Origin of the sequence: Leifsonia poae (genome assembly GCF_050632865.1) — a bacterium.
Taxonomy (GTDB): domain Bacteria; phylum Actinomycetota; class Actinomycetes; order Actinomycetales; family Microbacteriaceae; genus Leifsonia; species Leifsonia poae_B.
This window is the reverse complement of record NZ_JBODSA010000001.1, coordinates 1010324-1034588: the sequence shown is the minus strand read 5'-3', so window position 1 is coordinate 1034588 and position 24265 is coordinate 1010324. Positions and strand designations below refer to the sequence as shown.

The window sequence follows — 24265 nt, the reverse complement described above, 5'->3', positions numbered from 1 at the left end:
GCAGGTTTCACGTGCTGCACGAGGACGCCGGACGCTCGCACGCCCGTCGCGGTACCACCCCGCTTGCCCGCTCCGCCTCCGTCGCCGGGGAGGGCCACTCATCGTTCGGCTGTGACGGGCCGGTCCCGTTCGGTTCTACTGGGCGCCGCTCGCGCGCCGCCGTTCTTCCGAAGACTCCCCGGCGATACCCGGATCACAGCCTGTGCCCTCTATCTTATCCGCTCCTCGCCCCTCCGCGTCCGGCCTTCGACGAAGTGCAGCTAGTTGCGGTCGACACGCCGCGCGAGGCCGCAACTACCTGCACTTCACGAGGGAGGGTCGCTCGAAGTGGGCGCGTCAGAGGACGGCGGCGTAGCCGGCGCACACGGGCGCGACGGCGTCGCGGACGAGCGGAGTGAGCGGCCCGCGGCGCACGCCGGCGCGCGCCCACGCCGTCGCTGCAGAGACCGCTGCGCCGACGACCGCGGTTGCGGCGGCGCGCGGCAGCAGCGCGTCGGGCGACGCGCCCGCTCGGGCCGCGATGAACGCCTGAACCCGCCGCACGAGCGCTAGGAACCGCGGCAGCGCCGACGCCTGCAGCTCCGCATCCGTCCCCATCAGCTCCACCTGGGTCACGGCCAGCGGCAGTCGCCCCGGCCCGAACGCGTCGGCGAGGCGCGTCATCGCCTCGAGCACCGCGTCCATCGGCGCCAGCTCCGACGAGACGGAGGCGAGCGTGCCGTCGAACGCGGTTAGCGCCTCATCCACCTCCAGCCACAGCAGATCGCTCTTGGACCCGACGTAGTTGAAGAAGGTGGCCCGGCTGACCCCGGCGCGACGGGCGATGTCGTCGACCGTGGTGCCCGCGTAGGTCTGCTCGAGGAACAGTTCGGCGGCCGCTTCGGCGATCATCGCGCGGGACGAGGAACGGGGACGGCCGGCACCGGACGGACGAGGGGAATGCGCGACCGACATCCGCTGTTCTCCTTCCGTGCCATTATTGGACCCGGTCCAAATACTATTCCGTTTTCGAAGGACAGCCGTGACTACCACCGCAACCCCCGTCCGCAGCGAGACCGATCGCCCCGGAATCACCCCCGGCACCGCCCGCCGCGTCACCATCGCGTCGTTCGTCGGCACCGCGCTCGAGTCGTACGACTTCTACCTCTACGCGTACTTCGCCGCGTTCTTCGTCGGTCCCCTCTTCTTCGCGCCGCTCGGCGCGTTCGGCGGGGCGCTCGCAGGCTTCCTCGCGATCGCGGCCGGGTTCGTCATCCGCCCGGTCGGCGCGATCGTCTTCGGCCACCTCGGCGACCGGATCGGACGCCGCCCGACCCTGCTCATCACCATCCTGATCATGGGCCTGAGCACCGGACTCGTCGGCGTGCTGCCGACGTACGCGGCGGCGGGATGGTTCGGCGCCATCGCGACCGTGCTGCTGCGCCTGCTCCAGGGCTTCTCGGTCGGCGGCGAGTGGGGCGGCTCCATCCTCCTCGCGACCGAGTACGCGAACCCGAAGAAGCGCGGCTTCTACGCGGCGCTCCCCCAGCTCGGCTCGCCGGTCGGCTCCATCCTGAGCGCCGTCGTCTTCATCGTGCTGACCCTCACCCTCTCGACCGCCGACATCGCGGCCTGGGGATGGCGCATCCCGTTCCTGACGGCGTTCCCGCTGCTGCTCGTCTCGCTCTACCTGCGCTGGTCGATCGACGAGACCCCGGTCTTCCGCAAGCTGCTCGAGACCGGCCGCCGCGACCGCTTCCCGGTGGTCGAGGTCTTCCGCAAGGCGCCGACGGGCTTCATCATCGGCATCGGCGCGGCCATCCTCGGCATCGGGTCGTACTCGCTGATGAACACGTACATGGTCGACTACGGCACCGCGGTGCTCGGCTTCAAGTACCAGGACCTGCTGGTCGCGACGACCATCGGCGGCCTGCTGCAGCTGATCACGATCCCGCTGTTCGGCGCCTGGGCGGCGCGGATCGGATCGGCGAAGGTCGTCGCGTACGGCGCGATCGGAACGCTGATCGTCGCCTTCCCGATGTACTTCCTGCTGCAGTACGCGAACTTCGGCATCCTGGTCGCGAGCATGATCATCGGCGGCATCCTGCCCACGCTCTCGTGGGCGGCGCTGGGCGGCCTGATGTCCGACCTCTTCCCGAGCGACGTGCGCTACAGCGGCCTCTCGGTCGCGTACAGCATCGCGGCGCTGCTGACCTCGTTCGTCCCGGCGCTCACGCTGATCTTCGGCCAGGCGACCGGAAACGCGTGGTGGCACCCGGGCATCGTGCTCGCCGTCATGTCGGCGATCACGCTGGTGGCGGCCCTGTTCGCCGCTCGCCGCAAGCCCTACGTCGACGAGGTCTGAGCGAGGTCCGGGCGCGTTCGGTACGCTTGAGGGGATCCCACACTCAGGCACCTCGAGGACACGGTGCCGCATATATCGAATCGGAGGACCCCTATGAGCACGCCGAACGTGCCCGACAAGCCCGCCCTGGAAGGGCTCGAGGCCAAGTGGGGTGACCGCTGGCAGAGCGACGGCACCTTCCGGTTCGATCGGGAGGGCGCGCTCGCGGCCGGCCGCGACGGGGTCTACTCCATCGACACCCCGCCGCCCACGGCCTCCGGTTCGCTGCACATCGGCCACGTCTTCAGCTACACGCACACGGACGTGGTGGCGCGTTTCCACCGCATGCGCGGGCAGAAGGTGTTCTACCCGATGGGCTGGGACGACAACGGCCTGCCGACCGAGCGCCGCGTCCAGAACTACTACGGCGTGCGCTGCGACCCGTCGCTGCCCTACGACCCGGACTTCACCCCTCCGTTCGAGGGCGGTGACAACAAGAGCACGAAGGCGGCCGACCAGAAGCCGATCTCGCGCCGCAACTTCATCGAGCTGTGCGAGCGGCTGACCGAGGAGGACGAGAAGCAGTTCGAGGCGCTGTGGCGCACGCTCGGCCTCTCCGTCGACTGGTCGCAGACCTACCGGACCATCGGTCGCGACTCGATCCACACGTCGCAGCTGGCGTTCCTGCGCAACATCGAGCGCGGCGAGGCCTACCAGGCGCAGGCGCCGACGCTGTGGGACATCACCTTCCGCACGGCGGTCGCGCAGGCCGAGCTCGAGGACCGCGAGCAGCCGAGCGCGTACCACCGTGTCGCCTTCCACGGCGCCGACGGTCCGATCTACATCGAGACCACGCGCCCCGAGCTCCTGCCCGCGTGCGTGGCGCTGGTCGCGCATCCCGACGACGAGCGCTACCAGGCGCTGTTCGGCACCACCGTGCGCACCCCGCTGTTCGACGTGGAGGTGCCCGTCGTGGCCCACCACCTCGCGCAGCCGGACAAGGGATCGGGCATCGCCATGATCTGCACGTTCGGCGACATCACCGACGTGACCTGGTGGCGCGAGCTCGACCTCCCGAACCGCGCGATCATCGGCTTCGACGGCCGTATCCTCCCCGAGCCCCCCGCGGTGGTCACCTCGGAGGCCGGACGCGCCGCGTACGCGGAGCTCGCCGGCAAGACGGTGTTCTCGGCCAAGCAGGCCGTCGTGGAGCTGCTGCGCGCCTCCGGCGACCTGGACGGCGAGCCCAAGCCCATCCAGCACCCGGTGAAGTTCTTCGAGAAGGGCGACAAGCCGCTCGAGATCGTGTCGACCCGTCAGTGGTACGTCAAGAACGGCGCCCGCGACGAGGAGCTGCGCGCCCGGCTCATCGAGCTGGGGCGCCAGATCGACTGGCACCCCGACTTCATGCGCATCCGCTACGAGAACTGGGTGAACGGGCTCACGGGCGACTGGCTGATCTCGCGCCAGCGCTTCTTCGGCGTGCCGATTCCCGTCTGGTACCCGCTGGACGGTGTCGGCAACCCGCTGTTCGATCAGCCGATCATCCCCACCGAAGACCTGCTGCCGGTCGATCCGTCGTCCGACACCGCGCCCGGCTTCGAGGAGTCGCAGCGCGGCCAGGCCGGCGGCTTCGTCGGCGAGCACGACGTCATGGACACCTGGATGACCTCCTCCCTCACCCCGCAGCTCGCGGGCGGGTGGATGCGCGACCCGGAGCTCTTCGACGCGGTCTTCCCCTACGACCTGCGCCCGCAGGGTCAGGACATCATCCGCACCTGGCTGTTCTCGACCCTCCTCCGCGCGAAGCTCGAAGCGGATGTGGCGCCCTGGACGAACGCGGCCCTCTCCGGCTTCATCGTCGACCCCGACCGCAAGAAGATGTCCAAGTCGAAGGGCAACGTCGTGACGCCCGCCGACATTCTGGAGAAGCACGGCTCCGACGCGGTGCGCTACTGGGCGGCCTCCAGCCGGCTCGGGACGGACGCGGCGTTCGACCCGCAGAACCCGACGCAGATCAAGATCGGCCGCCGTCTGGCGATCAAGCTGCTCAACGCGGCCAAGTTCATCCTCGGCTTCGACGCCCCGGCGTCGCTCGACCTGGCCCAGGTAACCAGCCCGCTGGACCGCAGCATGCTGCAGAACCTGGCCGGCGTGGTCGCGGATGCGACCGCCGCGCTCGACGGCTACGACCACGCCCGCGCGCTGGAGATCGCCGAGACGTTCTTCTGGACGTTCTGCGACGACTACCTGGAGCTCGTGAAGGAGCGCGCCTACGGCGAGGACTCGGCCGAGAAGTCCTCCGCCGTCGTCGCCCTGCGCGTCGCGCTGTCGACGTTCCTCCGGCTGTTCGCGCCCGTGCTGCCGTTCGCGGCCGAGGAGGCGTGGAGCTGGTCCGAGGAGGGCTCTGTGCACGTCGCCGCATGGCCGGAGCCGTCGGAGGTCGCGCAGGACTGGAGCGCCGACCGCGACGTCCTCGCCATCGTCGGCCGTGCCCTGACCGGCATCCGCGGCGCGAAGACCGCTGCAAAGGCATCGCAGCGCACCCCGGTCGACTCGGCCGTCATCGCCGGCCCCGACGCCGAGATCGCGGCCGTCGAGTCCGCCGCGGGCGACCTCCGCTCGGTGGGCAGGATCGCGGACCTCCGCTTCGCCTCCGCCGAAGAGCTGACGGTGACCGATATCCTGCTCGCCGCAGCCCCGATCGAGGAGGAACGATGACAGCGAGCGTCCGCAGGGTCGAGGACAACGAGTTCTTCACCTGGCTCGACCTCTACGTCGGCTACGGCGAGTTCTACGAGACTCCCGTGACCGACGAAAAGGCGCTCCTGGTCTGGAGCTGGATCTCCGACCCGGAGAACGAGCTGGAGGCGTACTTCGCGGTCGACGAGGAGGGCACCCCGATCGGGCTCGCGCACGTTCGCGAGTTCGTGCGCCCCCTCGACGGCAGCAAGGGCCTGTACCTCGACGACCTCTTCGTCTCGCCCGACGCGCGCGGCGCCGGGGCCGGCTCGGCGCTGCTGGAGGCCGCGCGCGAGTCCGCCAAGGAGCGCGGCCTCTCGGTCGTCCGGTGGATCACCGCGAAGGACAACGAGACCGCCCGCCGCCTCTACGACAAGGTCGCAGAGAAGACCAAGTGGGTCACCTACGACCTCGTCCCCTGAACCCGACCGCGATATGGTCGGAACACGCAGCGTGCATGCATTCGGGCGCGCAACGGGAACGGAGGAATCCATGGCGATCGAGGTTCGACCGGTCAGGGACGGCGATTTCTTCGCCTGGCTCGATGTGTACGCGCAGTACGCCGAGTTCTACGAGACGCAGCTGACCGACCAGAAGGCGCTCGTCCTGTGGTCGTGGCTGACGGCCCCCGAGCACGAGGAGAACGGCTACGTGGCCGTCGACGGCGACCGGATCGTGGGGCTCGCCCACGTGCGCGAGTTCGCACGCCCCTGGAGGGCGACCGGGGCCTCTTCGTGGACGACCTGTTCGTCATCGAGGAGGAGCGCGGCAAGGGCGTCGGCGGTGCTCTCCTGCAGCAGGCCCGCTCGCTCGCCGAGGAGCGCGGCCTCGGCGTCGTGCAGTGGATCACCGCCCACGACAACGACACCGCCCAGAAGCTCTACGACCAGGTGGCGAACCGGACGCAGTGGGTCACGTACGAGATCGAGCTGGCGACCGCTCCCACCACGGCTGGGCGCGCCTGATGCAGCTCGGGACGCGGTGGAGCGTCGGCGAGCAGCCTCCTGCGAACCTGCCCGAGGTCGTCGCCTACGCCGTGCAGACGGTCGAGGAGGAGCTGGTCGCGACCGACGTCGAGACCACCGGCTGGAAGTGGACGCTGACCTGGCTCGAGGGAAAGCCCGTTGTCACGCTCGACGACGGCACCGAGATCCGGTACAACCCCTCCGAGGACTCCGCGACCATTACGCAGCTGGTCGAGACGGACACCTCCGACTACGACGTGGACGAGGCCTGACCCGTCCCGTTCCGGCGTGTCGGGTGTTCGCCCACCGAACAGCCGTCGAGCACAGGAAAAACGTCGCCGTTCATCGCAGCGGGCGACGTTTTTCCTGTGCTCGGGGGCTTGCCTGGTGAGTACACGGATCAGCGCGGGAGCTGCGGGAGGGTGCGCGCGGCCGCGTCGCGGGTGCGCTCGATGAGCGCGACGCGCTCGGCGTCGCGAGGCGCGCGCGAGAGCGGGCGGTCGGCCCACGCGGTGAGGGCCTTCCCGGCGCGGGCGGCCAGGCGGTGCGTGAACGGACGGTACGTGGAGACGAGGACGGCGGTCATGACGGTTGTCCTTCCGGGATGGGTTCGGCAGCCGGCTCCTGAGCGGACGCCGACAGGATGAGACGGGACGCGATGAGCGTCAGGACGACCACCAGCCCGCCGCCGATCACGAACGGCAGCCGGAGGTCGATGCGGGCGACGAAGCCGCCCAGGACGGTCGCGATGGGAGTGAGCCCCCACCCGATGGTGCGGACGATGCCGAGCGCGCGGCCGAGCATGGCGCCCGGGATGATGGCCTGGCGGATGGCGCCCCACGGGACGTTCCACACCGCCACCCCGCAGGCGCCGATCGCGTAGGCGGCGATCGCGACGACCACGTTGGACGTCACGCCGACGCCGAGGATGCCGACGCCGCTCACGAGGATCGCCCAGAACATCACGCGGCCGCGGCCGAAGCGGGCGACGAATCGTGGCGACAGAAGGGCCCCCACGAGCGCGCCGACGCCGATCGCGGCGGTCACCACGCCGATGAGCGCGGCGGGCACCTCGAACGTCTGCAACAGCAGGAGCACCACGCTGCCCTGGGCGAAGGCGAGCGCGGAGGCCGTGATCGAGGTGAGCACGATCATCCAGCGCAGGAAGCGATGGTCCCAGAGGTAGCGGACCACCGCCGAGAGCGGCGGTCGCGCCTCCGCCTTGCCGGTGTCGCCTGCGCGGTGCGCGTGGGCCGCGGCGGCGGGGATGCTCAGCGCGAGCAGCCCCGCCACCAGGAAGCCCGCTCCGGTCAGCCAGATCGGAAGCACGATGGCGGCCGCGAACAGGAAACCCGCGACCGGTGTCGCGATGAAGTTCTGGATGGTGATCTCGGCCGACTGCATCCGCCCGTTCGCGCGGTCCAGCTGGTCGCGGGTGACCAGCGCCGGCACGACGGTGGTCGTCGCGTTGTCGAACACGGTCTCGCCGAGCCCGAAGGCGAGGACGCACACGTACAGCAACCAGATGTTCAGCGTGCCGGTCGTGATCAGCAGGGCCAGCGCGGTCGCGACGGCGAAGCGCAGGGAGTTGGCGACGGCCATCGCGATGCGGCGGTCGACCCGGTCGAGCAGCATCCCGGCCGGGATGCCGAAGAACAGCCACGGCAGGAAGGTCACGGCGCTGACACCGGCGATCAACGCCGGGTCCCGCGTCAGGGTCGTCGCGATCAGCGGGACCGCGGTACGGCCGATGCCGTCGGCGAGGTTGCTCGCGATCGCGGACGTCCACAGACGCGCGAAACCGCGGCCCAGCGGGGCGTTCACGGCGACGGGAGCGGCGGCGGACATCAGCGGTCCTCCTGCTCCACCAGGGGGAACGCGTTGAACTGGACCTGTGCGCGCTTGCGCTCCCCCAGCTCCACGCCCGCGGCCTCGGCGTCGGCAGCCTCGGCCTTCCACTTGGCCTTCAGCCGCGTCTGCAGTTCGTAGTACTCGCGGCCGAGCTCGGCCAGCTGCTCCCGGGTCACCTCCAGGTGAGAGGTGGAGAGGGTGCTCGACTCCATCCACTCGAAGCCGAAGGTGTCGAGCCCGCGGCGGAGGAAGGTGGAGAGTCGGCGCACGTTGTTCTGCTGCCAGCCGAGCGAGATGAGCTCGTTGGCCTCGCGGCCGGCCGGGGTGTCGAGGGTTTCGGGCGAGCCGATGGTCACACCGCCGGGCGCCATGCGCCACCAGCGTTCGCGGCCCGAGCCGCGCTCGGTGTCCTCGACGATGATGTCGTGCTTGGCCAGCTGGCGCAGGTGGTAGCTGGTCGCCCCGCTCGACTCCCCCAGCCGCTCGGCGAGCATGGAGGCGGTCGCGGGGCCGAAGTCGGACAGCTCGTTCATGATCTCGACGCGCAGCGGGTGCGCGAGGGCCCGCAGCGCGGCCATGCCCAGGGCGTCCTCATGCGGGAACTTTCCGCCCGCCGCACCGATCGGTGCCGGCTTCTGTTCGTCTGTCATGCCCTCAGAATAGCCATGCAAAGACTTCTTTGCAACTAGTTCTTTGCATTGCTTTGTTTGCAATGAATCCTTTGCGAGCTATCCCGCCGGGTGTCTAGGCTGGGCACATGACCGACGCCGCGAATCCCTTCTTCTCGCCCAGCACGCTCCCGTACGGCCTCCCGCCCTTCGCGGCGATCCGCGACGAGCACTACCGCCCCGCTTTCGAGCACGGGATGGAGGAGCAGCTGGCCGAGGTCGCGGCCGTCGTCGACGACAGCGAGACGCCGACCTTCGAGAACACCCTGCTGCCGCTCGAGCGCAGCGGGCAGACGCTGCAGCGCGTCGCGGAGGTCTTCTTCAACAAGAGCTCGTCCGACAGCACCGACTTCACCAACGAGCTGGAAGAGGAGATCGCGCCCCGCCTCGCCGCCCACAGCGACGCCATCCGGCTGAATCCCGCCCTGTACGCGCGCATCGCCGACGTGCACAGCCGCCTCGACGAGCTGGGCCTCGACGCCGAGTCGCGGTATCTGGTCGAGCGCTACTACACCGAGTTCACCCTGGCCGGCGCCGGTCTCGACGACGCGGGCAAGGAGAAGCTGCGCGAGTACAACCAGCGCCTCTCCACCCTGACGACCCGCTTCGAGAAGAACCTGCTCGCCGACACCAACGACCTCGCGGTCGTGTTCGACACCGCGGAGGAGCTGGACGGCCTCGGCGAGGGCGAGCTCTCCGCCGCCGCGCAGGCCGCCGCCGACCGCGGCCTCGACGGGAAGTACGTGGTCACCCTCGTGCTGCCGACCGGCCACCCGTGGCTCGCCGATCTCACGCGGCGCGAGTCCCGCGAACGGATCATGGCCGCCTCCCGCGCGCGAGGCACCCGCGGCGGCGACCACGACACCCGGGAGCTCGTGCTCGAGATCACGCGTCTGCGCGCCGAGCGCGCCCGCCTGCTGGGCTTCGACACGCACGCCGCCTACGTCACCGCCGACGAGACCGCTCGCACACCCGAGGCCGTCGCCGACATGCTCGGCCGCCTCGCTCCCCCGGCGGCCCGCAACGCCCGCGCCGAGCAGGCCGATCTCCAGCGGCAGCTGCCCGACGGCGAGACCGTCGAGGCGTGGGACTGGGCGCACCTCACCGGCAAGGTCCGTGCCGAGAAGTTCGACGTGGACTTCGCCGCGATGCGGCCGTACTTCGAGGCCGAGCGTGTCCTGCACGACGGCGTCTTCTACGCGGCCAACCGGCTCTACGGGATCACGTTCGAAGAGCGTCCCGACCTCGTCGCCTACCATCCGGAGGCGCGCGTCTTCGAGGTGCGCAACGAGGACGGGTCGGGACTCGGCCTCTACATCCTCGACCTCTACACCCGCGACTCCAAGCGCGGCGGCGCGTGGATGAATCCCCTCATCTCCCAGTCGGCGCTGCTCGACACCCCGACGGTCGTCGTGAACAACCTCAACGTGCCGAAACCGGCCGCCGGTGAGCCGACGCTGCTCACCTACGACGAGACGAACACCCTGTTCCACGAGTTCGGGCACGCGCTGCACGGCCTGTTCGCGCGGGTGACCTATCCCAAGTTCGCCGGCACCAACGTGTTCCGTGACTTCGTCGAGTTCCCCAGCCAGGTGAATGAGATGTGGATGCTGTGGCCCGAAGTGCTCGAGAACTACGCCGTCCACCACGTCACCGGCGAGCGGATGCCCCAGGAGCTCGTCGACCGGCTGCACGCCGCCGAGGGCTTCAATGAGGGCTTCGCCACCAGCGAGTACCTGGCCGCCGCCCTGCTCGACCAGGCGTGGCACCGGATCACCGCCGACGACACCGTGACCGACGTCGCGGCGTTCGAGGCGGAGGCGCTGGCGGCCGTGGGTCTCGACAACCCGGCCGTGCCGCCGCGGTACGCGAGCACCTACTTCGCGCACACCTTCTCGGGCGGCTACGACGCGGGCTACTACTCCTACATCTGGAGCGAGGTGCTGGACGCCGACACCGTGGAGTGGTTCCGCGAGAACGGCGGCCTGCTGCGTGAGAACGGCGACCGCTTCCGGCAGCGCCTCCTCGGCGTGGGCGGGTCGAAGGACCCGCTGGAGGCCTACCGCGACTTCCGGGGCCGGGACGCCGAGATCGAGCCGCTGCTGAAGCGGCGCGGTCTCGACGGGTGACGCGGGTATAGCCGCCCCTCCGCGGCGCGCTCTACTCTGTGCCCATCCGGCTGGACGGGCAGGAGGGGGCGCGGATGTCGACGACCGATCAGAGCGAGGTGGAGCTTCCCACCCCGACGGTCCGGCAGCTCCTGCTGCTGAGCATCCCTTCGATCATCATCGGCGTCCTCACCGCCCTCTCCCTGTGGCTAGTGGATGAGGCCGCCGATGTGCTCCACGACGGCATCTGGACGTCCCTCCCCCAGGCACTCGGCATCGACCCGAACTCGGGATGGTGGATCTTCGTCGTCCTGACGTTCACGGGCGTCGCGGTCGGGCTGACGATCTGGCTGATCCCCGGCCACGGCGGCCCGGACTCGGCGACGACGGAGCTGGTGTCGCCGCCCATGCGGCCGGTCATCGTCCCGTCGCTCGCACTGGCGGCCATCCTGGGCCTCGCCGGCGGCGTCAGCCTGGGGCCGGAGAACCCGATCATCCTGATCAACGTCAGCCTGCTGGTGTGGCTGGCGGCTCGCGCGTTCAAGGCCGTCCCCGCCCGGATGGTCGCGATGATGGCCATCTCGGGCACGATCGGCGCGCTCTTCGGGACGCCGGTGGCGGCGGCGCTCATCTTCACGGCGATCATGGCCGCCGTGAAGGGCGGCGGTTCGCTTTGGGACAAGCTGTTCCTCCCGCTGGTCGCCGCGGCGGCGGGCTCGATCACGATGACGCTGCTCGCGCATCCCTCGTTCGCCATCGCCATGCCGGCGTACACGACCATCACGGGATGGGATGTGCTCGCGTCCCTCGTCATCGCCATCATCGCGACGGCGATCGGGCTGGTCGCGGTGTATCTCTTCCCGCTCGTCTACCGCCTGTTCCACGGCCTCCGGCACCCGCTGCTCATCACCGTCGCGGGTGGCCTCGTCCTCGGCATCCTCGGCGCGATCGGCGGACCGATCACGTTGTTCAAGGGGCTCAGTCAGATGAACGATCTGGTGACCCACCGCGACGCCTACAGTCCGGGGCAGCTCGCGCTCATCGTCGTCATCAAGCTGCTCGCGCTGCTCGTCTCGGCCAGCGCGCTGTTCCGCGGCGGACGCATCTTCCCGTCCGTCTTCATCGGCGCGGCCGTGGGCACGCTCGCGGCTGCTCTCGTGCCGGGGATCCCGCTGCAGGTCGCGGTCGCCTCAGGCGTGCTCGGGCTCACGGTCGCCGCGGCACGGGACGGCTGGGTCGCGATCTTCGTCGGAGTCGCGGTCACGCAGAACCTGATCGTGCTGCCGATCTTGTGCCTCGCCATCCTGCCGGCCTGGCTGATGGTGACGCGGGCGCCGGAGCTGCTGATCACGCCCCGGCCGACGATTACGCCGACTTCTCCTCGCGCCGCGGGCGGTGCGGGACGATAGTCGGCGCTGCGTTCTCGAGCACCGCCTCCTTCGTCACGACCACGCGCGCCACCTCGGAGCTGGACGGCACCTCGAACATGATCGGGCCGAGCACTTCCTCCATGATCGCGCGGAGTCCGCGGGCGCCGGTCTTGCGGAGCACCGCGAGATCGGCGATCGCCTCGAGCGCCGCGTGGTCGAACTCCAGCTGCACGCCGTCGAGCTCGAACATGCGCTGGTACTGCCGGACCAGCGCGTTCTTCGGCTCCGTCAGGATCTGCATGAGCGCATCCTGATCGAGCGGCGTGACCGTGGTGACGACCGGGAGGCGGCCGATGAACTCGGGGATGAGACCGAACTTGTGGAGGTCTTCCGGCAGCACCTCGCTGAAGAGGTTGATGTCGTCGCCCTTCGAGTGCAGGGGGCGCCGAAGCCGATGCCCTTCTTGCCCGCGCGGGACGAGATGATCTCCTCCAGCCCGGCGAAGGCGCCGGCCACGATGAACAGCACGTTCGTCGTGTCGATCTGGATGAACTCCTGGTGCGGATGCTTGCGGCCGCCCTGCGGCGGGACCGAGGCGACCGTGCCTTCGAGGATCTTGAGCAGCGCCTGCTGCACGCCCTCGCCGGAGACGTCGCGCGTGATCGACGGGTTCTCGGCCTTGCGGGCGATCTTGTCGACCTCGTCGATGTAGATGATGCCCGTCTCGGCCCGCTTGACGTCGTAGTCGGCGGCCTGGATGAGCTTGAGGAGGATGTTCTCGACGTCTTCACCGACGTAGCCCGCCTCGGTCAGCGCGGTGGCGTCGGCGACGGCGAACGGCACGTTGAGGCGCCGGGCCAGCGTCTGGGCGAGGTAGGTCTTGCCGCATCCGGTCGGGCCGATCAGCAGGATGTTCGACTTGGCGATCTCGACGTCGTCGATGGAGTCGGCCGACGTGATGGTCTGCTTGGCGCGGACGCGCTTGTAGTGGTTGTACACCGCGACGGCGAGCGACCGCTTGGCCTGCTCTTGTCCGATGACGTACTCCTCCAGGAACCCGAAGATCTCCTTGGGCTTCGGGAGGTCGAACTCGCTCGACGTCTCCTCACCCGCTTCGGCGAGCCGTTCTTCGATGATCTCGTTGCAGAGCTCGACGCACTCGTCGCAGATGTACACGCCAGGACCGGCGATGAGCTGCTGAACCTGCTTCTGGCTCTTGCCACAGAAGGAACACTTGAGCAGATCGGCGCTTTCCCCGATGCGTGCCATCCCTCTCCCCTCCTTCTTCGGGTCGTTCTTCCGTCGAGCCTAACCCGTGAGACCGACATTGGCGCGCATGTCGGCCGTTTTGCTTCACGCGGCGGTTCTGCTCACAGCAGATGGCGGAAGTAGCGGCCCGGGGCGTCCAGGAAGGATCGCCACTGTGCGACGATCTCCAGGTCCTCCCACGACGACTCGCGGATGCCCCATTCGCCCAGTTCGAGGATGTGGGCCCCGGGCAGCGCGGCGAGGATCGGCGAGTGGGTCGCGCAGAGCACCTGCGTGCCGCGCTCGGCCATCACATTCAGGTTGGCCAACCAGGTGAGGGTCGACTGGAACGACAGCGCCGCCTCCGGCTCGTCGAGGCACACGAGACCCGCGACGAACTGCGGGTGATTGAGCTTGTTCGCGAGGAGGGTGTTGAACGACTCGCCATGGCTCATCTCGTGGAGCCGCGGGTCGGTGGGGGCGGCGACCGTCTCGGCGTAACTGTAGTAGCCGTGCATGGTCTCGGCGCGCAGGAAGAAGCCCCACTTCGCCGCCCAGGGCGCGCGCTCGATGTACAGCCACTCGCCGAGCGGGGATTCGCTGGGCCTGGTGACGTGCCTGCCCTGGTTGCTCCCGCCCTCCGGCGGCAGACCGTAGGCGGTCGCGACCGCCTCCACGATGGTCGACTTGCCGACCCCGTTCTCGCCGACGAGCATCGTCACCCCGGCGGGCAGCTCCAGGCCCTCACGGAGCAGCTGGCGGACGGCCGGGATCGTCGCGGGCCAGCGCCCCGGGTCGTACGGCGCGTCGGCGTACACCCGGACACGACGAACGGGGCGGTCATCGAACTGACCGCCCCGTTCCGCCATGCAGCGAAGGTTACTACTTGACCAGCGCCGGCAGGGTCTTGCGGCTGGTGAGCACCTGGTCGATGAGGCCGTACTCCAGGGCCTCCTGGGCGCCGAGGATCTTGTCGCGGTCGATGTCCTTGTTGACCTGCTCCACCGAGCGGTTGGAGTGCTTCGACAGCGTCTCCTCCAGCCAGGTGCGCATGCGCATGATCTCGTTCGCCTGGATTTCGATGTCGGACGCCTGCCCCTGACCGGCCTCGCCGACGGCGGGCTGGTGGATGAGGATGCGGGCGTTCGGCAGCGCGAGGCGCTTGCCCGGGGTTCCGGCGGCGGTGAGCACGGCGGCGGCCGAGGCGGCCTGGCCGAGCACGACCGTCTGGATCTGCGGGCGGATGTACTGCATCGTGTCGTAGATCGCCGTCATCGCGGTGAACGAGCCACCGGGCGAGTTGATGTACATGACGATGTCGCGGTCCGGGTCCTGGCTCTCGAGCACGAGGAGCTGGGCCATGATGTCGTCTGCGGACGCGTCGTCGACCTGCACGCCGAGGAAGATGATGCGGTCCTCGAACAGCTTGGCGTACGGGTCCTGGCGCTTGTAGCCGTAGGCGGTGCGCTCCTCGAAGCTGGGGAGGATGTACCGGGAGCCCGGGGCCTGGATGCCGCCGAACGCCTGACCGCCGACTCCGGCGGATCCGCCGAGCATGGGGGTGTTCATACTGTTTTCCTTATCCTTCAGGCGTCGTCAGTTCTTGTCCGGCTCGGTGCCGCCGCCGCCGGAGACGTCGAGAGCCGACTCGCGGATGTGGTCCACGAAGCCGTACTCCAGTGCCTCCTGAGCAGAGAACCAGCGGTCGCGGTCGCCGTCGGCGTTGACCTGCTCGACGGACTTGCCGGTGGCCTCTGCGGTGATCTGCGCGAGGCGGTTCTTCATGTCGATGATCAGCTGCGCCTGCGTCTGGATGTCGCTCGCGGTGCCGCCGAAACCGCCGTGCGGCTGGTGGAGCAGCACGCGGGCGTTCGGGGTGATGTACCGCTTGCCCTTGGTGCCCGCGGTGAGCAGCAGCTGCCCCATCGAGGCGGCCATGCCGATGCCGACGGTGACGATGTCGTTCGGGACGAACTGCATCGTGTCGTAGATGGCCATACCGGCGGTGATCGAGCCACCGGGAGAGTTGATGTAGAGGTAGATGTCCCGCTTCGGGTCCTCCGCGGCCAGGAGCAGCAGCTTCGCGGCGATCTCGTTCGCGTTCTCGTCCCGGACCTCGGAGCCGAGCCAGATGATGCGGTCCTTCAGCAGTCTGTCGAAAACACTGGGCTGGATACCCATGTCGGCCATGTTCGCTCCATTTCCTTTGTCGCTTGGCATCGAATCTATCGGAGCGCCGGGCGCATTTCGGCGCTGTTCGCCGTGGGCAGATGCGGCGGCTCAGTCGTCGTCGAGGGCGGCCGCGTAGGCGGTGACGGCGCGGCCGTAGCGCGGGAGGTGCGGGGCGAGCGCGCCGAGGGCTTCGCGGAGGGCGTCGGCGCGCATCCCGTCGTCGAAGAGGGCCAGGGCGGCGAAGGCCCGGGCGGCGTCGGCGAGGGGATGCTCGGGCTCGGCGGCGAGGAAGTCGCGCAGCAGGCTCAGCGCCTCCGCGGGCCGGTCGAGGTTGCGGAGGGTGCTGGCGAGCTGGACGATCGCCTCCCCGCGGTACGGCTCGGCGAGCCCGTGGGCGAGGGCGGCGCGGTAGAACGGCTCGGCGTCGGTCTCGCGGCCGGCGAAGTCGCGGGCGCTCGCGGCCTCGAACAGCGCCTCCGGGTCGTTGGGGTCGCGCTCGGCGACGAGGGCGTCGATCGCGGCGAGCGTTTCCCGCTCGTTGCTGTCGTCGGCGTCCGCCCACACCGCGTCCACCCGCTGCCGCCAGTCGTCGCTCATCCGCACTCCCTCATCCATGGGCGCCTCCACATGACACGACACGCCGCCTCGTAACAGTACGAGACGGCGTGTCGTGTCAACCAGAGGGGACGGCTTACTTGTCGTCGGCCTTCTTCTTGGAGGAGCGCTTCTTCGGCTTCTCCTCGGCGGCGGGGGCCTCCTCGGCGGCCGGCTCGTCGGCCGGGGCCTCAGCAGCTTCGCTGCTGTCGGTGGCCTCGTCGGACGAGTCGTCGTCGCCGGCGATCGCCGTGAACTCGGCCAGGTCGACCGGCTTGCCGTTGGAGTCGACGACCTTCACCTTGCCGAGGATGATCGCGAGCGCCTTGTTGCGGGCGACCTCGCCGACCATCGACGGGATCTGGCCGTTCTCGCTGAGGATCTTCACGAACTCGTTCGGGTCCATGCCGTACTGGGCGGCACCCTGCACCAGGTACTGGGTGAGCTCGTCCTGGCTGACCTTGATGTCCTCGTTCTGCGCGACCTCGTCGAGGAGGATCTGCGTCTTGAACGTCTTCTCGCTGGACTCCTTGACCTCGGCGCGGTGCACGTCGTCCTCGAGGCGGTTCTCCTGCTCCAGGTGGCGGTGGACCTCGTCCTCGACCAGCTGCTCCGGGACCGGGATCTCGACCAGCTCGAGCAGCGTGTCGACCAGCTGGTCGCGCGCGGCGGTGCCCTGGCCGAACACCTTGGCGCGCTCGACCTGCGCGCGCAGGCTCTGGCGCAGCTCGCCGATGGTGTCGAACTCGCTGGCGATCTGCGCGAAGTCGTCGTCGGCCTCCGGGAGCTCGCGCTCCTTGACGGCGTTCAGCGTGACGGTGATCTGCGCGTTCTCGCCCTCGTGGTCGCCGCCCATGAGCGGGGCCTCGAAGGTGGTGGTCTCGCCGGCGGTGAGCGTGTCGAGCGCTTCGTCGATGCCGTCGATGAGCTCGCCGGAGCCGATCTCGTACGAGATGTTGGCCGCGGTGTCGACCTCCTCGCCGCCGATCTCGGCGGTCAGGTCGATCTGCGCGAAGTCGCCGGTCTTGGCCGGGCGGTCAACGGTCACGAGGGTGCCGAAGCGGCTGCGGAGGCGGTCCAGCTCCTCTTCGACGTCGTCGACGCCGACCTCGGCCGCGTCGACCGTGATGGTGATGTCGTCGAACGACGGCAGGGTCACCTCGGGGCGGGTGTCCACCTCGATGGTGAGGAGCAGATCGCCCGAGAAGTCCTTCTCGTTCGGCCACTCGGTGATGTCCGCCTCCGGACGGCCGAGCGGGCGCACGTCGTTCTCCTCGATGGCCTGGCGGTAGAACCCGTCCAGACCCTCGTTGACCGCGTGCTCCAGGACGGCGGCCTTGCCGACCCGCTGGTCGATGATGGGCGGCGGCACCTTGCCCTTACGGAAACCGGGGATGCTCACCTGCTCCGCGATGTGCTCGTAGGCGTGCTTGATGGACGGCTGCAGCTCCTCGGGCGTCACCGAGATGACGAGCTTGGTGCGCGTGGGGCTGAGCTTCTCGACCGTGGTCTTCACGATGTCTGGGTTCTCCTGAATGTTCGAACGATGGTCTTCTCGCAAGGAACGAGGTCCTCGTCGGGGCGACAGGATTCGAACCTGCGACCTCCCGCTCCCAAAGCGGGCGCTCTAGCCAAGCTGAGCTACGCCCCGGCTTGAAGCGGTGCGAAAGACCGTCCCCGAGTCTACTGCACGCTCGGCCGCGGCGCGTGTACTACGATGGTCTCCGGCCACCGCGCAGAAGGTGGCCACGGCGCCGCCGGTGCGGCCCCGGGGATGTAGCTCAATGGTAGAGCCTCAGTCTTCCAAACTGATTACGCGGGTTCGATTCCCGTCATCCCCTCCGTTTACTCGACGTTTTGGCCGCTGGTGCGGCCCGCGATCGTCGCGCCACAATGTCCCCATGACGGCGCCTCCCCCGCCTGACGACCACCTCACCGACGCGCAGCGCAGCCTCCGCGCCCAGCTTCTCGCGACCGAGCACTGGAGCCTGCTCGCCTCCCGCAGCACCACGCAGAGCGAAGTCCTCACTCGCATCGCGATCTTCCTCACCCTCGTCTCCGCCGGCCTCGTCACTCTCGGCTTCATCGGCCAGGCCAGCGGATTCCGCGGCTGGTTCGGGCTGGCCGCGCTCGGGGTGCTGCTCGTGCTGGCGCTGCTCGGGCTGATCACGATGGTGCGGGTGTTCAACACCGCCGACGAGGACATGATGTACGTCGTCGCGATGAACCGGCTTCGCGCGGCCTACCTCGACCTCGATCCGGGGCTCGACCGCTACCTCTACGCGTCGGCGAACGACGACGAGGAGGGCATCCGGGTGACGTACCACTTCTTCGGACCCCGCGGCGCTACACCGGTGCTGGGCAGCTCGATGATGCTGATCGCGGTCGTGGAGTCGATCGTGATCGGGCTGCTCGTCGGCAGCACGACGGCGGCGATCGGTGCGACACCCGCGATCGCGATCGTCGCCGGCGTCGTCATCGCGATCGTCGCGGTGGTGCTGTCGATGATCTGGGGCTTCTCGATCTACCGGCGGGCGATCGCCACGTTGCGGCCGGTCAACCCCAGCCGCTGACCGCCAGGTGACCGCTATTCGTTGCCGACGTGCTTGTCGGCCTGGTCTCGGGCGCCCTCGATCTTGTCGTCGTACTTGCCGCCGGTGACCTTCTTCGCCGCTCCCGCCACGCCGTCGAGCAGCTTGTCGCTGATGTCCTCGGCCTGCTCGGAGCTCAGGGCGTCCTTGACCTTCGGGTCGTTCAGGAACTCCTGAGCCTTCTTGGTGATGTCGTCGAAACCTGCCATGCGGCCATCCAACACCCCGACGGCGACGGCGGCCAGGTGCGGGTCAGGAAGGCAGCGACCCCATCGTGAGCTCCGGCGACACACTCTCAGGAAGCGGGAACCAGGCGAGGAACGTCACACCCTCCTCCGTCGCGTCGAACCGCGCGATGGTGCGGTCACCGGGTTCGAAGAAGGTGTCGCCCGGTCGCAGCACCCACTCCGGCCCGTCGCCGACGGCGAACAGCACCGACCCGCGCTCGATCACGCCGAAGACCGGGCCGTTGTGCCAGTGCGCTCCGGGATGCAAGCCCGGCGCGATCTCGATACGACGCACCTCCACGTGCCGGACGGGGACGACCGCATCGAGGCGGTGGTCGTCCAGGGTCTTGCGGGTCACATCCATGAGTCTCCTCAGCGCTGCAGGAAGGCCAGGACCGCGAGCACGCGGCGGTGGTCGTCGCCCGAGTCCTCGAGCCCCAGTTTCTGGAAGATGGAGGTGACGTTCTTCTCGACGGCCCCGACACCGACGACCATGCGCGCGGCGATCGCAGCGTTGGTGCGGCCCTCGGCCATCAGCTCCAGCACCTCCCGCTCACGCGGCGTCAGGGTGGCGAGCGGATCCGTCCGGCGGGTCAGCAGCTCGCGGACGACCTGCGGGTCGAGCACGGTCCCGCCGGCGGCGACACGGGTGACGGCGTCCTCCAGCTCGTCGAGGGACGCGATGCGGTCCTTGAGCAGGTAGCCGGTGCCGCCGTCCCCGCCCGCCAGCAGCTCCTGGGCGTACGTGCCCTCGACGTACTGCGAGAGCAGCAGCACGGCGATGTCGGGATGCTCGCGCCGGATGCGCAGCGCGGCCCGCACGCCCTCGTCGCGGAACGTGGGAGGCATCCGCACGTCGAGCACGACGACGTCGGGCATGAGGTCCGGCAGCGACTCGAGGAGTGTGTCCGCATCCCCGAATGCGCCGACGGTGTCCAGCCCGGCCTCGTCGAACAGGCGGATCAGCCCCTCGCGGAGGAGGACGGAGTCGTCGGCGACGACGACGCGCAGCGGTCGGTCTTCACTCGGCACGCTCCCAGCCTAGGGCGCATCGAGTTGACGCAACACGCCGTTGCGGCGGGTGGCCGCACGGCGTGTTGCGTCAACCAGACGCGGCTCAGGCGAGCGGGATGCGGGCGCCGATGCGGGTAGGGCCGCCGGCGGGGCTCTCGACCACGAGCTCGCCGCGGAGGCCGCGCACGCGCTCCTGCAGTCCGCTCAGTCCGTGACCGGCGACGAGCAACGCTCCCCGCGGCCGTTGTCGGTCAGCCAGACGTTCAGCCACCCGGCGCCCGACGCGTCCGTCGTCTCGTCGATGAACATCCGAGCCGCTGCGGCCTCCGAGTGCTTCGCGAGGTTCGCGGCGAGCTCGGCGAGCACGTAGTAGGCGTTGCGTTCCAGCTCCGGGCTGAATCGCTCCCCCTGCTCCAGCGTCGACTCCACGGTGATCGGGATGGGACTGCGCGCGGCGAGCGAATCGGCGGCGGCGACGAGGCCGCGGTCCTGCAGGATGGGCGGGGCGAAGCCGCGGGACAGGGCGCGCAGCTCCTCCAGGGTGTCGCCGGCCTGCTGCCGGGCCTCGGCGAGCAGGGTGGCGGCGGCCTCCGGGTCGTCGGCCAGCTTGCGCTCGGCGGCGGCGATGTCCATCTGCAGGCGGATCAACCGCTGCTGCGGACCGTCGTGCAGGTCGCGCTCCAGGCGGCGCAGCGCCTGGTCCTCGGCCGCGACGGCCGCGCCGCGCGAGGCGGACAGGTCGGCGACCTCGGCCTGCAGTGCCTCCGACGGCCAGCGTCCGAGCACGCCGCGGGCGATGCCGTGGTGCGCCAGGGTCAGGCCGCGCGTGACGAACGGCAGCGTCGCGGCGAACAGCACGCCCGCGATCACGTACAGGATGCGGTCGCCCGTGTTCGGGTCGAAGGTCGAGTGCGTCCGGAAGACCGCATCCACGATGGTCTGCGATAGGTAGAAGTCACGGTTGCCCTGCGGGATGAACGGCAGCCAGATCCACCCGGTCAGGCCGCCGAGCGCGATGGACGCCCACGTGATCGTGAGCGACCAGGACACGATGCTGACGACCGGGTTGATGATCACGCCGTGCAGCAGGTACAGCCAGTAATGGCCGTTGGCGAAGGGTCCGAAGATCGCCCGCCAGAAGGTGCGCGGCGTGCCGGGCTTCTCCCACACCGGACGCGGGATGGACGGGCGGCCCGCCCAATCCAGACGCGTCAGCTCGACGATGCCGAAACCGCGCGCGGTGTAGAAGGCGGCGACCACGATGAAGAAGCCGATGTAGATGACGATGGTGCCGACGCCCGTCCAGAACAGGGTGAGCAGCACGGTGAGGCCGACGATCGCGATCGGCATGGTGAGCAGCAGGAAGCCGAGCTCTCTCGGGACGCCCCGCCAGAGCGAGCCGTAACGGGCGGGCGCCGAGGTGCGGGCCGAGGCTGGGGCCGGGGTGGGAGCGGGGCCGGATGCGGTCACGGCATCCAGCGTGGCAGAAGTGGTGACGGGTTCGGTGGACATGACCTCAGCCTGGCCGGAAGGGGTCTGCTCACCCCATCCCGCGACCCTCCGGATGGATCCGGGGGTTAACCCGACCTTACTTAGCGGAGCCTTCGCTTCGTTGTCGGAATGCGAGGCCGTCGCTAGCGTTGGGGCAGGTGGAAGAAAGGACGCACAGATGACCGACATCGCCGCAATCCCCAGTGTCTCCAACCCGGACGTCGCGGCCGGGGTCGCGCAGTTCCTCAGCCCGGTCGTGGTCGACCTCACCGCCATCGTCGTGAACGGCAAGCAGGCGCACTGGCACGTGCGCGGAGCCAACTTCATCGGCGTGCACGAGCTCCTGGACACCATCGTCGACCACGCTCAGGAGTGGGCCGACCTGGCCGCCGAGCGCATCGTCGCCCTGGGCCTCCCGGTGGATGCCCGGCTCGGCACGGTCGCCGCGAAGACCACCACGGGCGAGCTGACCGCCGGCTTCCGCCCCTCGAACGAGACCATCGCCGAGGTGATCGCGCAGCTCGACGCCGCGCTCGCCGCCGTCAACACCGCCGTGCGCGAGCTCGCTGAGCTCGACGCGACCAGCCAGGACGTCGCCATCGAGATCGCCCGCGGGCTCGACAAGGACCGCTGGTTCCTGTTCGCCCACATCAGCGAGTAGCGCCGCCCGTCGGGAGGGCCGTCCGCGTTGCGGGCGGCCCTTCGTCGTGTGCGGGGGCGGCTCAGCCCAGGGCGAGCGCGTCCGCGATCAGGCGGTCGATCCAGGCGCGGCGCGGTAGCTGTGCGATGGCGTCCGGTGCGAACCAGCCCAGCTCGAGGAGTTCATCCAGGTCGGGGGCGGGCTCGCTCAAGAGGCGGCATTCGTAGGCGACGGTCGTGTACGCCACCCGGTCGCCGTTCGGGTACTCGACCATCAGCGGCTCGCCGCCGTACGCGCCGATCACGCGTCCCACCTCGACGCGCGCGCCGGTCTCCTCCCGCACCTCCCGGATCAGGGCGTCGACGGGCTCCTCCCCGGCTCGATCCCGCCGCCGATGATGCTCCACAGGCCGGAGTGCGCATGCCGCCCCAGGAGGAAGCGGTCGCCGTCGCGGATGAGGGCCGAGACGCCGGGGAGAACGAGCAGGTCGTGCCCGATCCGGTCGCGGACGGACTGCACGTAATCGGACATCGGCATGACCGCAGCCTACGCATCCTTCCACGCGCTGTCCCGTGGACAGCCTCTCGGCCGCGGCGTTAGGCTCCGGCCATGCGCCGCCGGGTGATCGTCGCGGTCGCGCTCGGCGCCGTCGCGGTGGTCGGGCTGCTGATCGCGCCCGCGGCCGGCGCCGCGCCGATCACGACCTTCGACGTGCTGAAGGCGATGAACGACGAGCAGCAGGAGGCGTACCTCGCCAAACATCCCGAGCTCGTGATCCAGCTGGCGAACACCGACCCGGACGCTGTGCACGCGGAGTGGGACGACCTGGATGCGGAGACCCGCACCGACGCGATCGAAACGCTGCCCGAGGTGGTCGGCAACCTCGACGGCGTCGACTACAAGGACCGCGAGAAGGCGAACCGGCGCGCGCTGAAGCAGGCGATCGCGACCGAGAAGCGGGACCTCGAACGGCACCCGGAGGACGCCACCGCGACGCGGGTCCTCACGGCGCTCACGGCCATCCAGAAGACCGTCGGCGGCAAGAGAAAGCCTGCGCGGCACCTCATCTCGCTCAGCCTCGACCGGCCTCCGCTCGCCGCGGTCGCGCTCGGGAACCTGGACACCGCGTCCGACATCACCTTCGTCGTGCCGGGAATGGGCACGTACACGGACGACATGCAGCTGTGGACGCAGTCCGCGCAGAACCTGTTCGACGAGCAGGGAACGGTGGGCGCGCCGACGCGGCGGGCGGTGGTGTCGTGGATCGGGTACGTCACTCCCCGCCCGGAGTGGATGCGGCCCTCGGCGACTACGCGTCGCGCGGCGCGCCGCTGCTGACGGCCGACCTCCGCGGCGTGAACGCAGTGCGGCACGAGGACCCGCCGCGCGCCCTCAACGTGGTCGCCCACTCGTACGGGACGACCACGAGCGCGGACGCTCTCGCCGACGCGCACGACGTCGGCGTGTACGCGTTCGTGATGCTGGGCTCTGCGGGGATCGAGGACCGCATCCCGAACGCCGGCGCGCTCGGCGTGCAGCACACGTACGCGGGCGAGGCGGAGGCGGACGGGGAGGCGCGGTTCGGCCGCATCACGCGCCGCGACCCGCGGTCACCGGGGTTCGGGGCGACGGTGATCAGCGTCGACGGGGACGAGACGGCCGACCTGCTGCCCGTCACCGGGCACGCGCCGGTGCTGCACTCGCCGTGGAACGACGACCCGTACTCGAGCGCCTGGTCGCACATCACGAGCACGGCGCTGTTCGAGGAGAAGTTCGCCGAGCACCTGACCCACTACGGGTACCTGGACGCGTCCACCGAGTCGCTGCGGAACACCGCGATCGCGACGACGCCGGGCGTCGACCGGCTGCTGCTGCGCGGGCGGTGATCGAAGACGCCCGCCTCACGTCGATTCGTGACGAATGGTCGTTATGCGGGGCTCGAAGCGAGCATTCGTGACTCATCCTTGCGTGCCGTCGGGGCGGCGATGGTCGCGGCGACTAGCGCGCGATTCGTGACGAATGGGCGCCATACGTGACGAATGACGTGCATTCGTGACGAATGGTGCTGGACGGCAGCCGCGACGATTCGTGACGAATGGTCGTTATGCGGGGCTCAGAGCGAGCATTCGTGACGAATCCTTGCCTGTGGCATCTCGGCAGGGGCGGGGCGACTGGCGTGTGATTCGTGACGAATGGTCGGGATTCGTGACGAATGAGGTGCATTCGTCACGAATGGCGGGGGAAGGAGACGCGGCGAAGGT

Annotated in this window: 25 protein-coding genes, 2 tRNA genes and 2 pseudogenes; 12 read left to right on the top strand and 17 right to left on the bottom strand. The window is 69.5% G+C overall.

Annotated features, from left to right (window positions below; translation table 11 throughout):
- Nucleotides 1–336: 336 nt before the first annotated feature.
- Nucleotides 337–954 (bottom strand): TetR/AcrR family transcriptional regulator, encoded by a 618-nt coding sequence (locus ACRAWB_RS05215; protein ID WP_431352356.1) that lies wholly within the window; start codon nucleotides 952–954, stop codon nucleotides 337–339.
- A 67-nt stretch (nucleotides 955–1021) separates the two neighbouring features.
- Between ACRAWB_RS05215 and ACRAWB_RS05210 the strand changes: the two genes are divergently transcribed.
- The 5 genes from ACRAWB_RS05210 to ACRAWB_RS05190 all read left to right on the top strand — a co-directional run bounded on the left by ACRAWB_RS05210 (nucleotide 1022) and on the right by ACRAWB_RS05190 (nucleotide 6302).
- Complete coding sequence (locus tag ACRAWB_RS05210; RefSeq protein ID WP_431352355.1) at nucleotides 1022–2344, top strand: MFS transporter; 1323 nt, start codon at nucleotides 1022–1024, stop codon at nucleotides 2342–2344.
- Between the two features lie 93 nt (nucleotides 2345–2437).
- Nucleotides 2438–5044, top strand: a complete 2607-nt coding sequence (valS, locus tag ACRAWB_RS05205; RefSeq protein WP_431352354.1) for a valine--tRNA ligase — start codon at nucleotides 2438–2440, stop codon at nucleotides 5042–5044.
- Nucleotides 5041–5487 carry an N-acetyltransferase family protein gene (locus ACRAWB_RS05200; RefSeq protein WP_431352353.1) on the top strand — a complete coding sequence of 149 codons (447 nt, stop codon included), beginning with the start codon at nucleotides 5041–5043 and terminating at the stop codon, nucleotides 5485–5487. Before valS ends, ACRAWB_RS05200 begins: the two co-directional genes overlap by 4 nt.
- Before the next feature lie 312 nt (nucleotides 5488–5799).
- Nucleotides 5800–6030: a GNAT family N-acetyltransferase gene (locus tag ACRAWB_RS05195; RefSeq protein ID WP_431352352.1), complete on the top strand. Its 231-nt coding sequence runs from the start codon at nucleotides 5800–5802 to the stop codon at nucleotides 6028–6030.
- Entirely contained in the window at nucleotides 6030–6302 is a 273-nt protein-coding gene (locus ACRAWB_RS05190; RefSeq protein ID WP_431352351.1) for a hypothetical protein, read from the top strand. Before ACRAWB_RS05195 ends, ACRAWB_RS05190 begins: the two co-directional genes overlap by 1 nt.
- Before the next feature lie 128 nt (nucleotides 6303–6430).
- Here the strand turns inward: ACRAWB_RS05190 and ACRAWB_RS05185 are convergent, their stop codons facing one another.
- Genes ACRAWB_RS05185 through ACRAWB_RS05175 form a run of 3 tightly spaced genes read right to left on the bottom strand, consistent with a single transcriptional unit; the run spans nucleotide 6431 to nucleotide 8531 of the window.
- A complete protein-coding gene (locus ACRAWB_RS05185; RefSeq protein ID WP_431352350.1) occupies nucleotides 6431–6616 on the bottom strand; it encodes a hypothetical protein in 186 nt (61 codons plus the stop codon).
- On the bottom strand, nucleotides 6613–7878 hold the full coding sequence (locus ACRAWB_RS05180) for an MFS transporter (protein ID WP_431352349.1): 1266 nt from the start codon (nucleotides 7876–7878) through the stop codon (nucleotides 6613–6615). Before ACRAWB_RS05180 ends, ACRAWB_RS05185 begins: the two co-directional genes overlap by 4 nt.
- Entirely contained in the window at nucleotides 7878–8531 is a 654-nt protein-coding gene (locus tag ACRAWB_RS05175) for an ArsR/SmtB family transcription factor (protein ID WP_431352348.1), read from the bottom strand. Before ACRAWB_RS05175 ends, ACRAWB_RS05180 begins: the two co-directional genes overlap by 1 nt.
- A 107-nt stretch (nucleotides 8532–8638) precedes the next feature.
- Here ACRAWB_RS05175 and ACRAWB_RS05170 point away from each other — a divergent pair, with 107 nt between their 5' ends.
- On the top strand, nucleotides 8639–10678 hold the full coding sequence (locus ACRAWB_RS05170; protein ID WP_431352347.1) for a M3 family metallopeptidase: 2040 nt from the start codon (nucleotides 8639–8641) through the stop codon (nucleotides 10676–10678).
- A 74-nt stretch (nucleotides 10679–10752) separates the two neighbouring features.
- Entirely contained in the window at nucleotides 10753–12066 is a 1314-nt protein-coding gene (locus ACRAWB_RS05165; protein ID WP_431352346.1) for an ion channel protein, read from the top strand.
- Here the strand turns inward: ACRAWB_RS05165 and clpX are convergent.
- The 7 genes and pseudogenes from clpX to ACRAWB_RS05130 all read right to left on the bottom strand — a co-directional run bounded on the left by clpX (nucleotide 12023) and on the right by ACRAWB_RS05130 (nucleotide 17692).
- Nucleotides 12023–13296, bottom strand: a pseudogene (gene clpX / locus ACRAWB_RS05160) (ATP-dependent Clp protease ATP-binding subunit ClpX). The gene ACRAWB_RS05165 and the pseudogene clpX overlap by 44 nt on opposite strands.
- A gap of 101 nt (nucleotides 13297–13397) precedes the next feature.
- Nucleotides 13398–14144 (bottom strand): AAA family ATPase, encoded by a 747-nt coding sequence (locus ACRAWB_RS05155; RefSeq protein WP_431352345.1) that lies wholly within the window; start codon nucleotides 14142–14144, stop codon nucleotides 13398–13400.
- A gap of 13 nt (nucleotides 14145–14157) precedes the next feature.
- Nucleotides 14158–14844, bottom strand: a complete 687-nt coding sequence (locus tag ACRAWB_RS05150; RefSeq protein WP_363808674.1) for an ATP-dependent Clp protease proteolytic subunit — start codon at nucleotides 14842–14844, stop codon at nucleotides 14158–14160.
- 27 nt (nucleotides 14845–14871) lie between these two features.
- On the bottom strand, nucleotides 14872–15465 hold the full coding sequence (locus tag ACRAWB_RS05145) for an ATP-dependent Clp protease proteolytic subunit (protein WP_431352344.1): 594 nt from the start codon (nucleotides 15463–15465) through the stop codon (nucleotides 14872–14874).
- Between the two features lie 90 nt (nucleotides 15466–15555).
- Complete coding sequence (locus ACRAWB_RS05140) at nucleotides 15556–16062, bottom strand: tetratricopeptide repeat protein (protein ID WP_431352343.1); 507 nt, start codon at nucleotides 16060–16062, stop codon at nucleotides 15556–15558.
- 76 nt (nucleotides 16063–16138) lie between these two features.
- Complete coding sequence (gene tig / locus ACRAWB_RS05135) at nucleotides 16139–17557, bottom strand: trigger factor (protein ID WP_431352342.1); 1419 nt, start codon at nucleotides 17555–17557, stop codon at nucleotides 16139–16141.
- Nucleotides 17558–17617: 60 nt separating this feature from the next.
- Nucleotides 17618–17692: transfer RNA gene (locus ACRAWB_RS05130), tRNA-Pro, on the bottom strand.
- Between the two features lie 119 nt (nucleotides 17693–17811).
- On the opposite strand from ACRAWB_RS05130, the gene ACRAWB_RS05125 reads away from it, so the two are divergent.
- Nucleotides 17812–17882, top strand: a tRNA-Gly gene (locus ACRAWB_RS05125).
- 60 nt (nucleotides 17883–17942) lie between these two features.
- Nucleotides 17943–18614 carry a hypothetical protein gene (locus ACRAWB_RS05120; RefSeq protein ID WP_431352341.1) on the top strand — a complete coding sequence of 224 codons (672 nt, stop codon included), beginning with the start codon at nucleotides 17943–17945 and terminating at the stop codon, nucleotides 18612–18614.
- Between the two features lie 14 nt (nucleotides 18615–18628).
- Here the strand turns inward: ACRAWB_RS05120 and ACRAWB_RS05115 are convergent, their stop codons facing one another.
- The 5 genes from ACRAWB_RS05115 to ACRAWB_RS05095 form a co-directional block, all read right to left on the bottom strand.
- Entirely contained in the window at nucleotides 18629–18841 is a 213-nt protein-coding gene (locus ACRAWB_RS05115) for an antitoxin (RefSeq protein ID WP_064108829.1), read from the bottom strand.
- 43 nt (nucleotides 18842–18884) lie between these two features.
- Nucleotides 18885–19217: a cupin domain-containing protein gene (locus ACRAWB_RS05110; protein WP_431352340.1), complete on the bottom strand. Its 333-nt coding sequence runs from the start codon at nucleotides 19215–19217 to the stop codon at nucleotides 18885–18887.
- A 14-nt stretch (nucleotides 19218–19231) separates the two neighbouring features.
- The gene (locus ACRAWB_RS05105) at nucleotides 19232–19891 is read right to left on the bottom strand and encodes a response regulator transcription factor (RefSeq protein ID WP_431352339.1); all 660 of its coding nucleotides are present in this window, start codon (nucleotides 19889–19891) and stop codon (nucleotides 19232–19234) included.
- An 85-nt stretch (nucleotides 19892–19976) separates the two neighbouring features.
- Nucleotides 19977–20102, bottom strand: coding sequence for a hypothetical protein (locus ACRAWB_RS05100; protein WP_431352338.1), 126 nt, complete (start codon nucleotides 20100–20102; stop codon nucleotides 19977–19979).
- Nucleotides 20078–21385 (bottom strand): sensor histidine kinase, encoded by a 1308-nt coding sequence (locus ACRAWB_RS05095; protein WP_431352337.1) that lies wholly within the window; start codon nucleotides 21383–21385, stop codon nucleotides 20078–20080. Before ACRAWB_RS05095 ends, ACRAWB_RS05100 begins: the two co-directional genes overlap by 25 nt.
- Nucleotides 21386–21542: 157 nt before the next feature.
- Here ACRAWB_RS05095 and ACRAWB_RS05090 point away from each other — a divergent pair, with 157 nt between their 5' ends.
- Nucleotides 21543–22025 (top strand): Dps family protein, encoded by a 483-nt coding sequence (locus tag ACRAWB_RS05090; RefSeq protein WP_064108827.1) that lies wholly within the window; start codon nucleotides 21543–21545, stop codon nucleotides 22023–22025.
- Nucleotides 22026–22086: 61 nt separating this feature from the next.
- On the opposite strand, the pseudogene ACRAWB_RS05085 reads toward ACRAWB_RS05090, so the two are convergent.
- Nucleotides 22087–22535, bottom strand: a pseudogene (locus tag ACRAWB_RS05085) (NUDIX domain-containing protein).
- Between the two features lie 78 nt (nucleotides 22536–22613).
- Here ACRAWB_RS05085 and ACRAWB_RS05080 point away from each other — a divergent pair.
- Both ACRAWB_RS05080 and ACRAWB_RS05075 read left to right on the top strand, forming a co-directional pair.
- Nucleotides 22614–23342, top strand: a complete 729-nt coding sequence (locus ACRAWB_RS05080) for an alpha/beta hydrolase (protein ID WP_431352336.1) — start codon at nucleotides 22614–22616, stop codon at nucleotides 23340–23342.
- Nucleotides 23294–23890, top strand: a complete 597-nt coding sequence (locus ACRAWB_RS05075; RefSeq protein ID WP_431352335.1) for an alpha/beta hydrolase — start codon at nucleotides 23294–23296, stop codon at nucleotides 23888–23890. The genes ACRAWB_RS05080 and ACRAWB_RS05075 overlap by 49 nt, the downstream gene beginning before the upstream one ends.
- Nucleotides 23891–24265 lie beyond the last annotated feature (375 nt).

Bases quoted from the DNA above. Each gene is read 5' to 3' on its own strand.
- ACRAWB_RS05200 (WP_431352353.1), top strand. From the start codon at position 5,041: ATGACAGCGAGCGTCCGCAGGGTCGAGGACAACGAGTTCTTCACCTGG.
- ACRAWB_RS05080 (WP_431352336.1), top strand. From the start codon at position 22,614: ATGCGCCGCCGGGTGATCGTCGCGGTCGCGCTCGGCGCCGTCGCGGTG.
- ACRAWB_RS05175 (WP_431352348.1), bottom strand. From the start codon at position 8,531: ATGACAGACGAACAGAAGCCGGCACCGATCGGTGCGGCGGGCGGAAAG.
- ACRAWB_RS05170 (WP_431352347.1), top strand. From the start codon at position 8,639: ATGACCGACGCCGCGAATCCCTTCTTCTCGCCCAGCACGCTCCCGTAC.
- valS (WP_431352354.1), top strand. From the start codon at position 2,438: ATGAGCACGCCGAACGTGCCCGACAAGCCCGCCCTGGAAGGGCTCGAG.
- ACRAWB_RS05190 (WP_431352351.1), top strand. From the start codon at position 6,030: ATGCAGCTCGGGACGCGGTGGAGCGTCGGCGAGCAGCCTCCTGCGAAC.
- ACRAWB_RS05145 (WP_431352344.1), bottom strand. From the start codon at position 15,465: ATGGCCGACATGGGTATCCAGCCCAGTGTTTTCGACAGACTGCTGAAG.
- ACRAWB_RS05115 (WP_064108829.1), bottom strand. From the start codon at position 18,841: ATGGCAGGTTTCGACGACATCACCAAGAAGGCTCAGGAGTTCCTGAAC.
- ACRAWB_RS05095 (WP_431352337.1), bottom strand. From the start codon at position 21,385: ATGTCCACCGAACCCGTCACCACTTCTGCCACGCTGGATGCCGTGACC.
- ACRAWB_RS05090 (WP_064108827.1), top strand. From the start codon at position 21,543: ATGACCGACATCGCCGCAATCCCCAGTGTCTCCAACCCGGACGTCGCG.
- ACRAWB_RS05155 (WP_431352345.1), bottom strand. From the start codon at position 14,144: ATGGCGGAACGGGGCGGTCAGTTCGATGACCGCCCCGTTCGTCGTGTC.
- ACRAWB_RS05120 (WP_431352341.1), top strand. From the start codon at position 17,943: ATGACGGCGCCTCCCCCGCCTGACGACCACCTCACCGACGCGCAGCGC.
- ACRAWB_RS05180 (WP_431352349.1), bottom strand. From the start codon at position 7,878: ATGTCCGCCGCCGCTCCCGTCGCCGTGAACGCCCCGCTGGGCCGCGGT.
- ACRAWB_RS05140 (WP_431352343.1), bottom strand. From the start codon at position 16,062: ATGGATGAGGGAGTGCGGATGAGCGACGACTGGCGGCAGCGGGTGGAC.
- ACRAWB_RS05150 (WP_363808674.1), bottom strand. From the start codon at position 14,844: ATGAACACCCCCATGCTCGGCGGATCCGCCGGAGTCGGCGGTCAGGCG.
- ACRAWB_RS05215 (WP_431352356.1), bottom strand. From the start codon at position 954: ATGTCGGTCGCGCATTCCCCTCGTCCGTCCGGTGCCGGCCGTCCCCGT.
- ACRAWB_RS05165 (WP_431352346.1), top strand. From the start codon at position 10,753: ATGTCGACGACCGATCAGAGCGAGGTGGAGCTTCCCACCCCGACGGTC.
- ACRAWB_RS05185 (WP_431352350.1), bottom strand. From the start codon at position 6,616: ATGACCGCCGTCCTCGTCTCCACGTACCGTCCGTTCACGCACCGCCTG.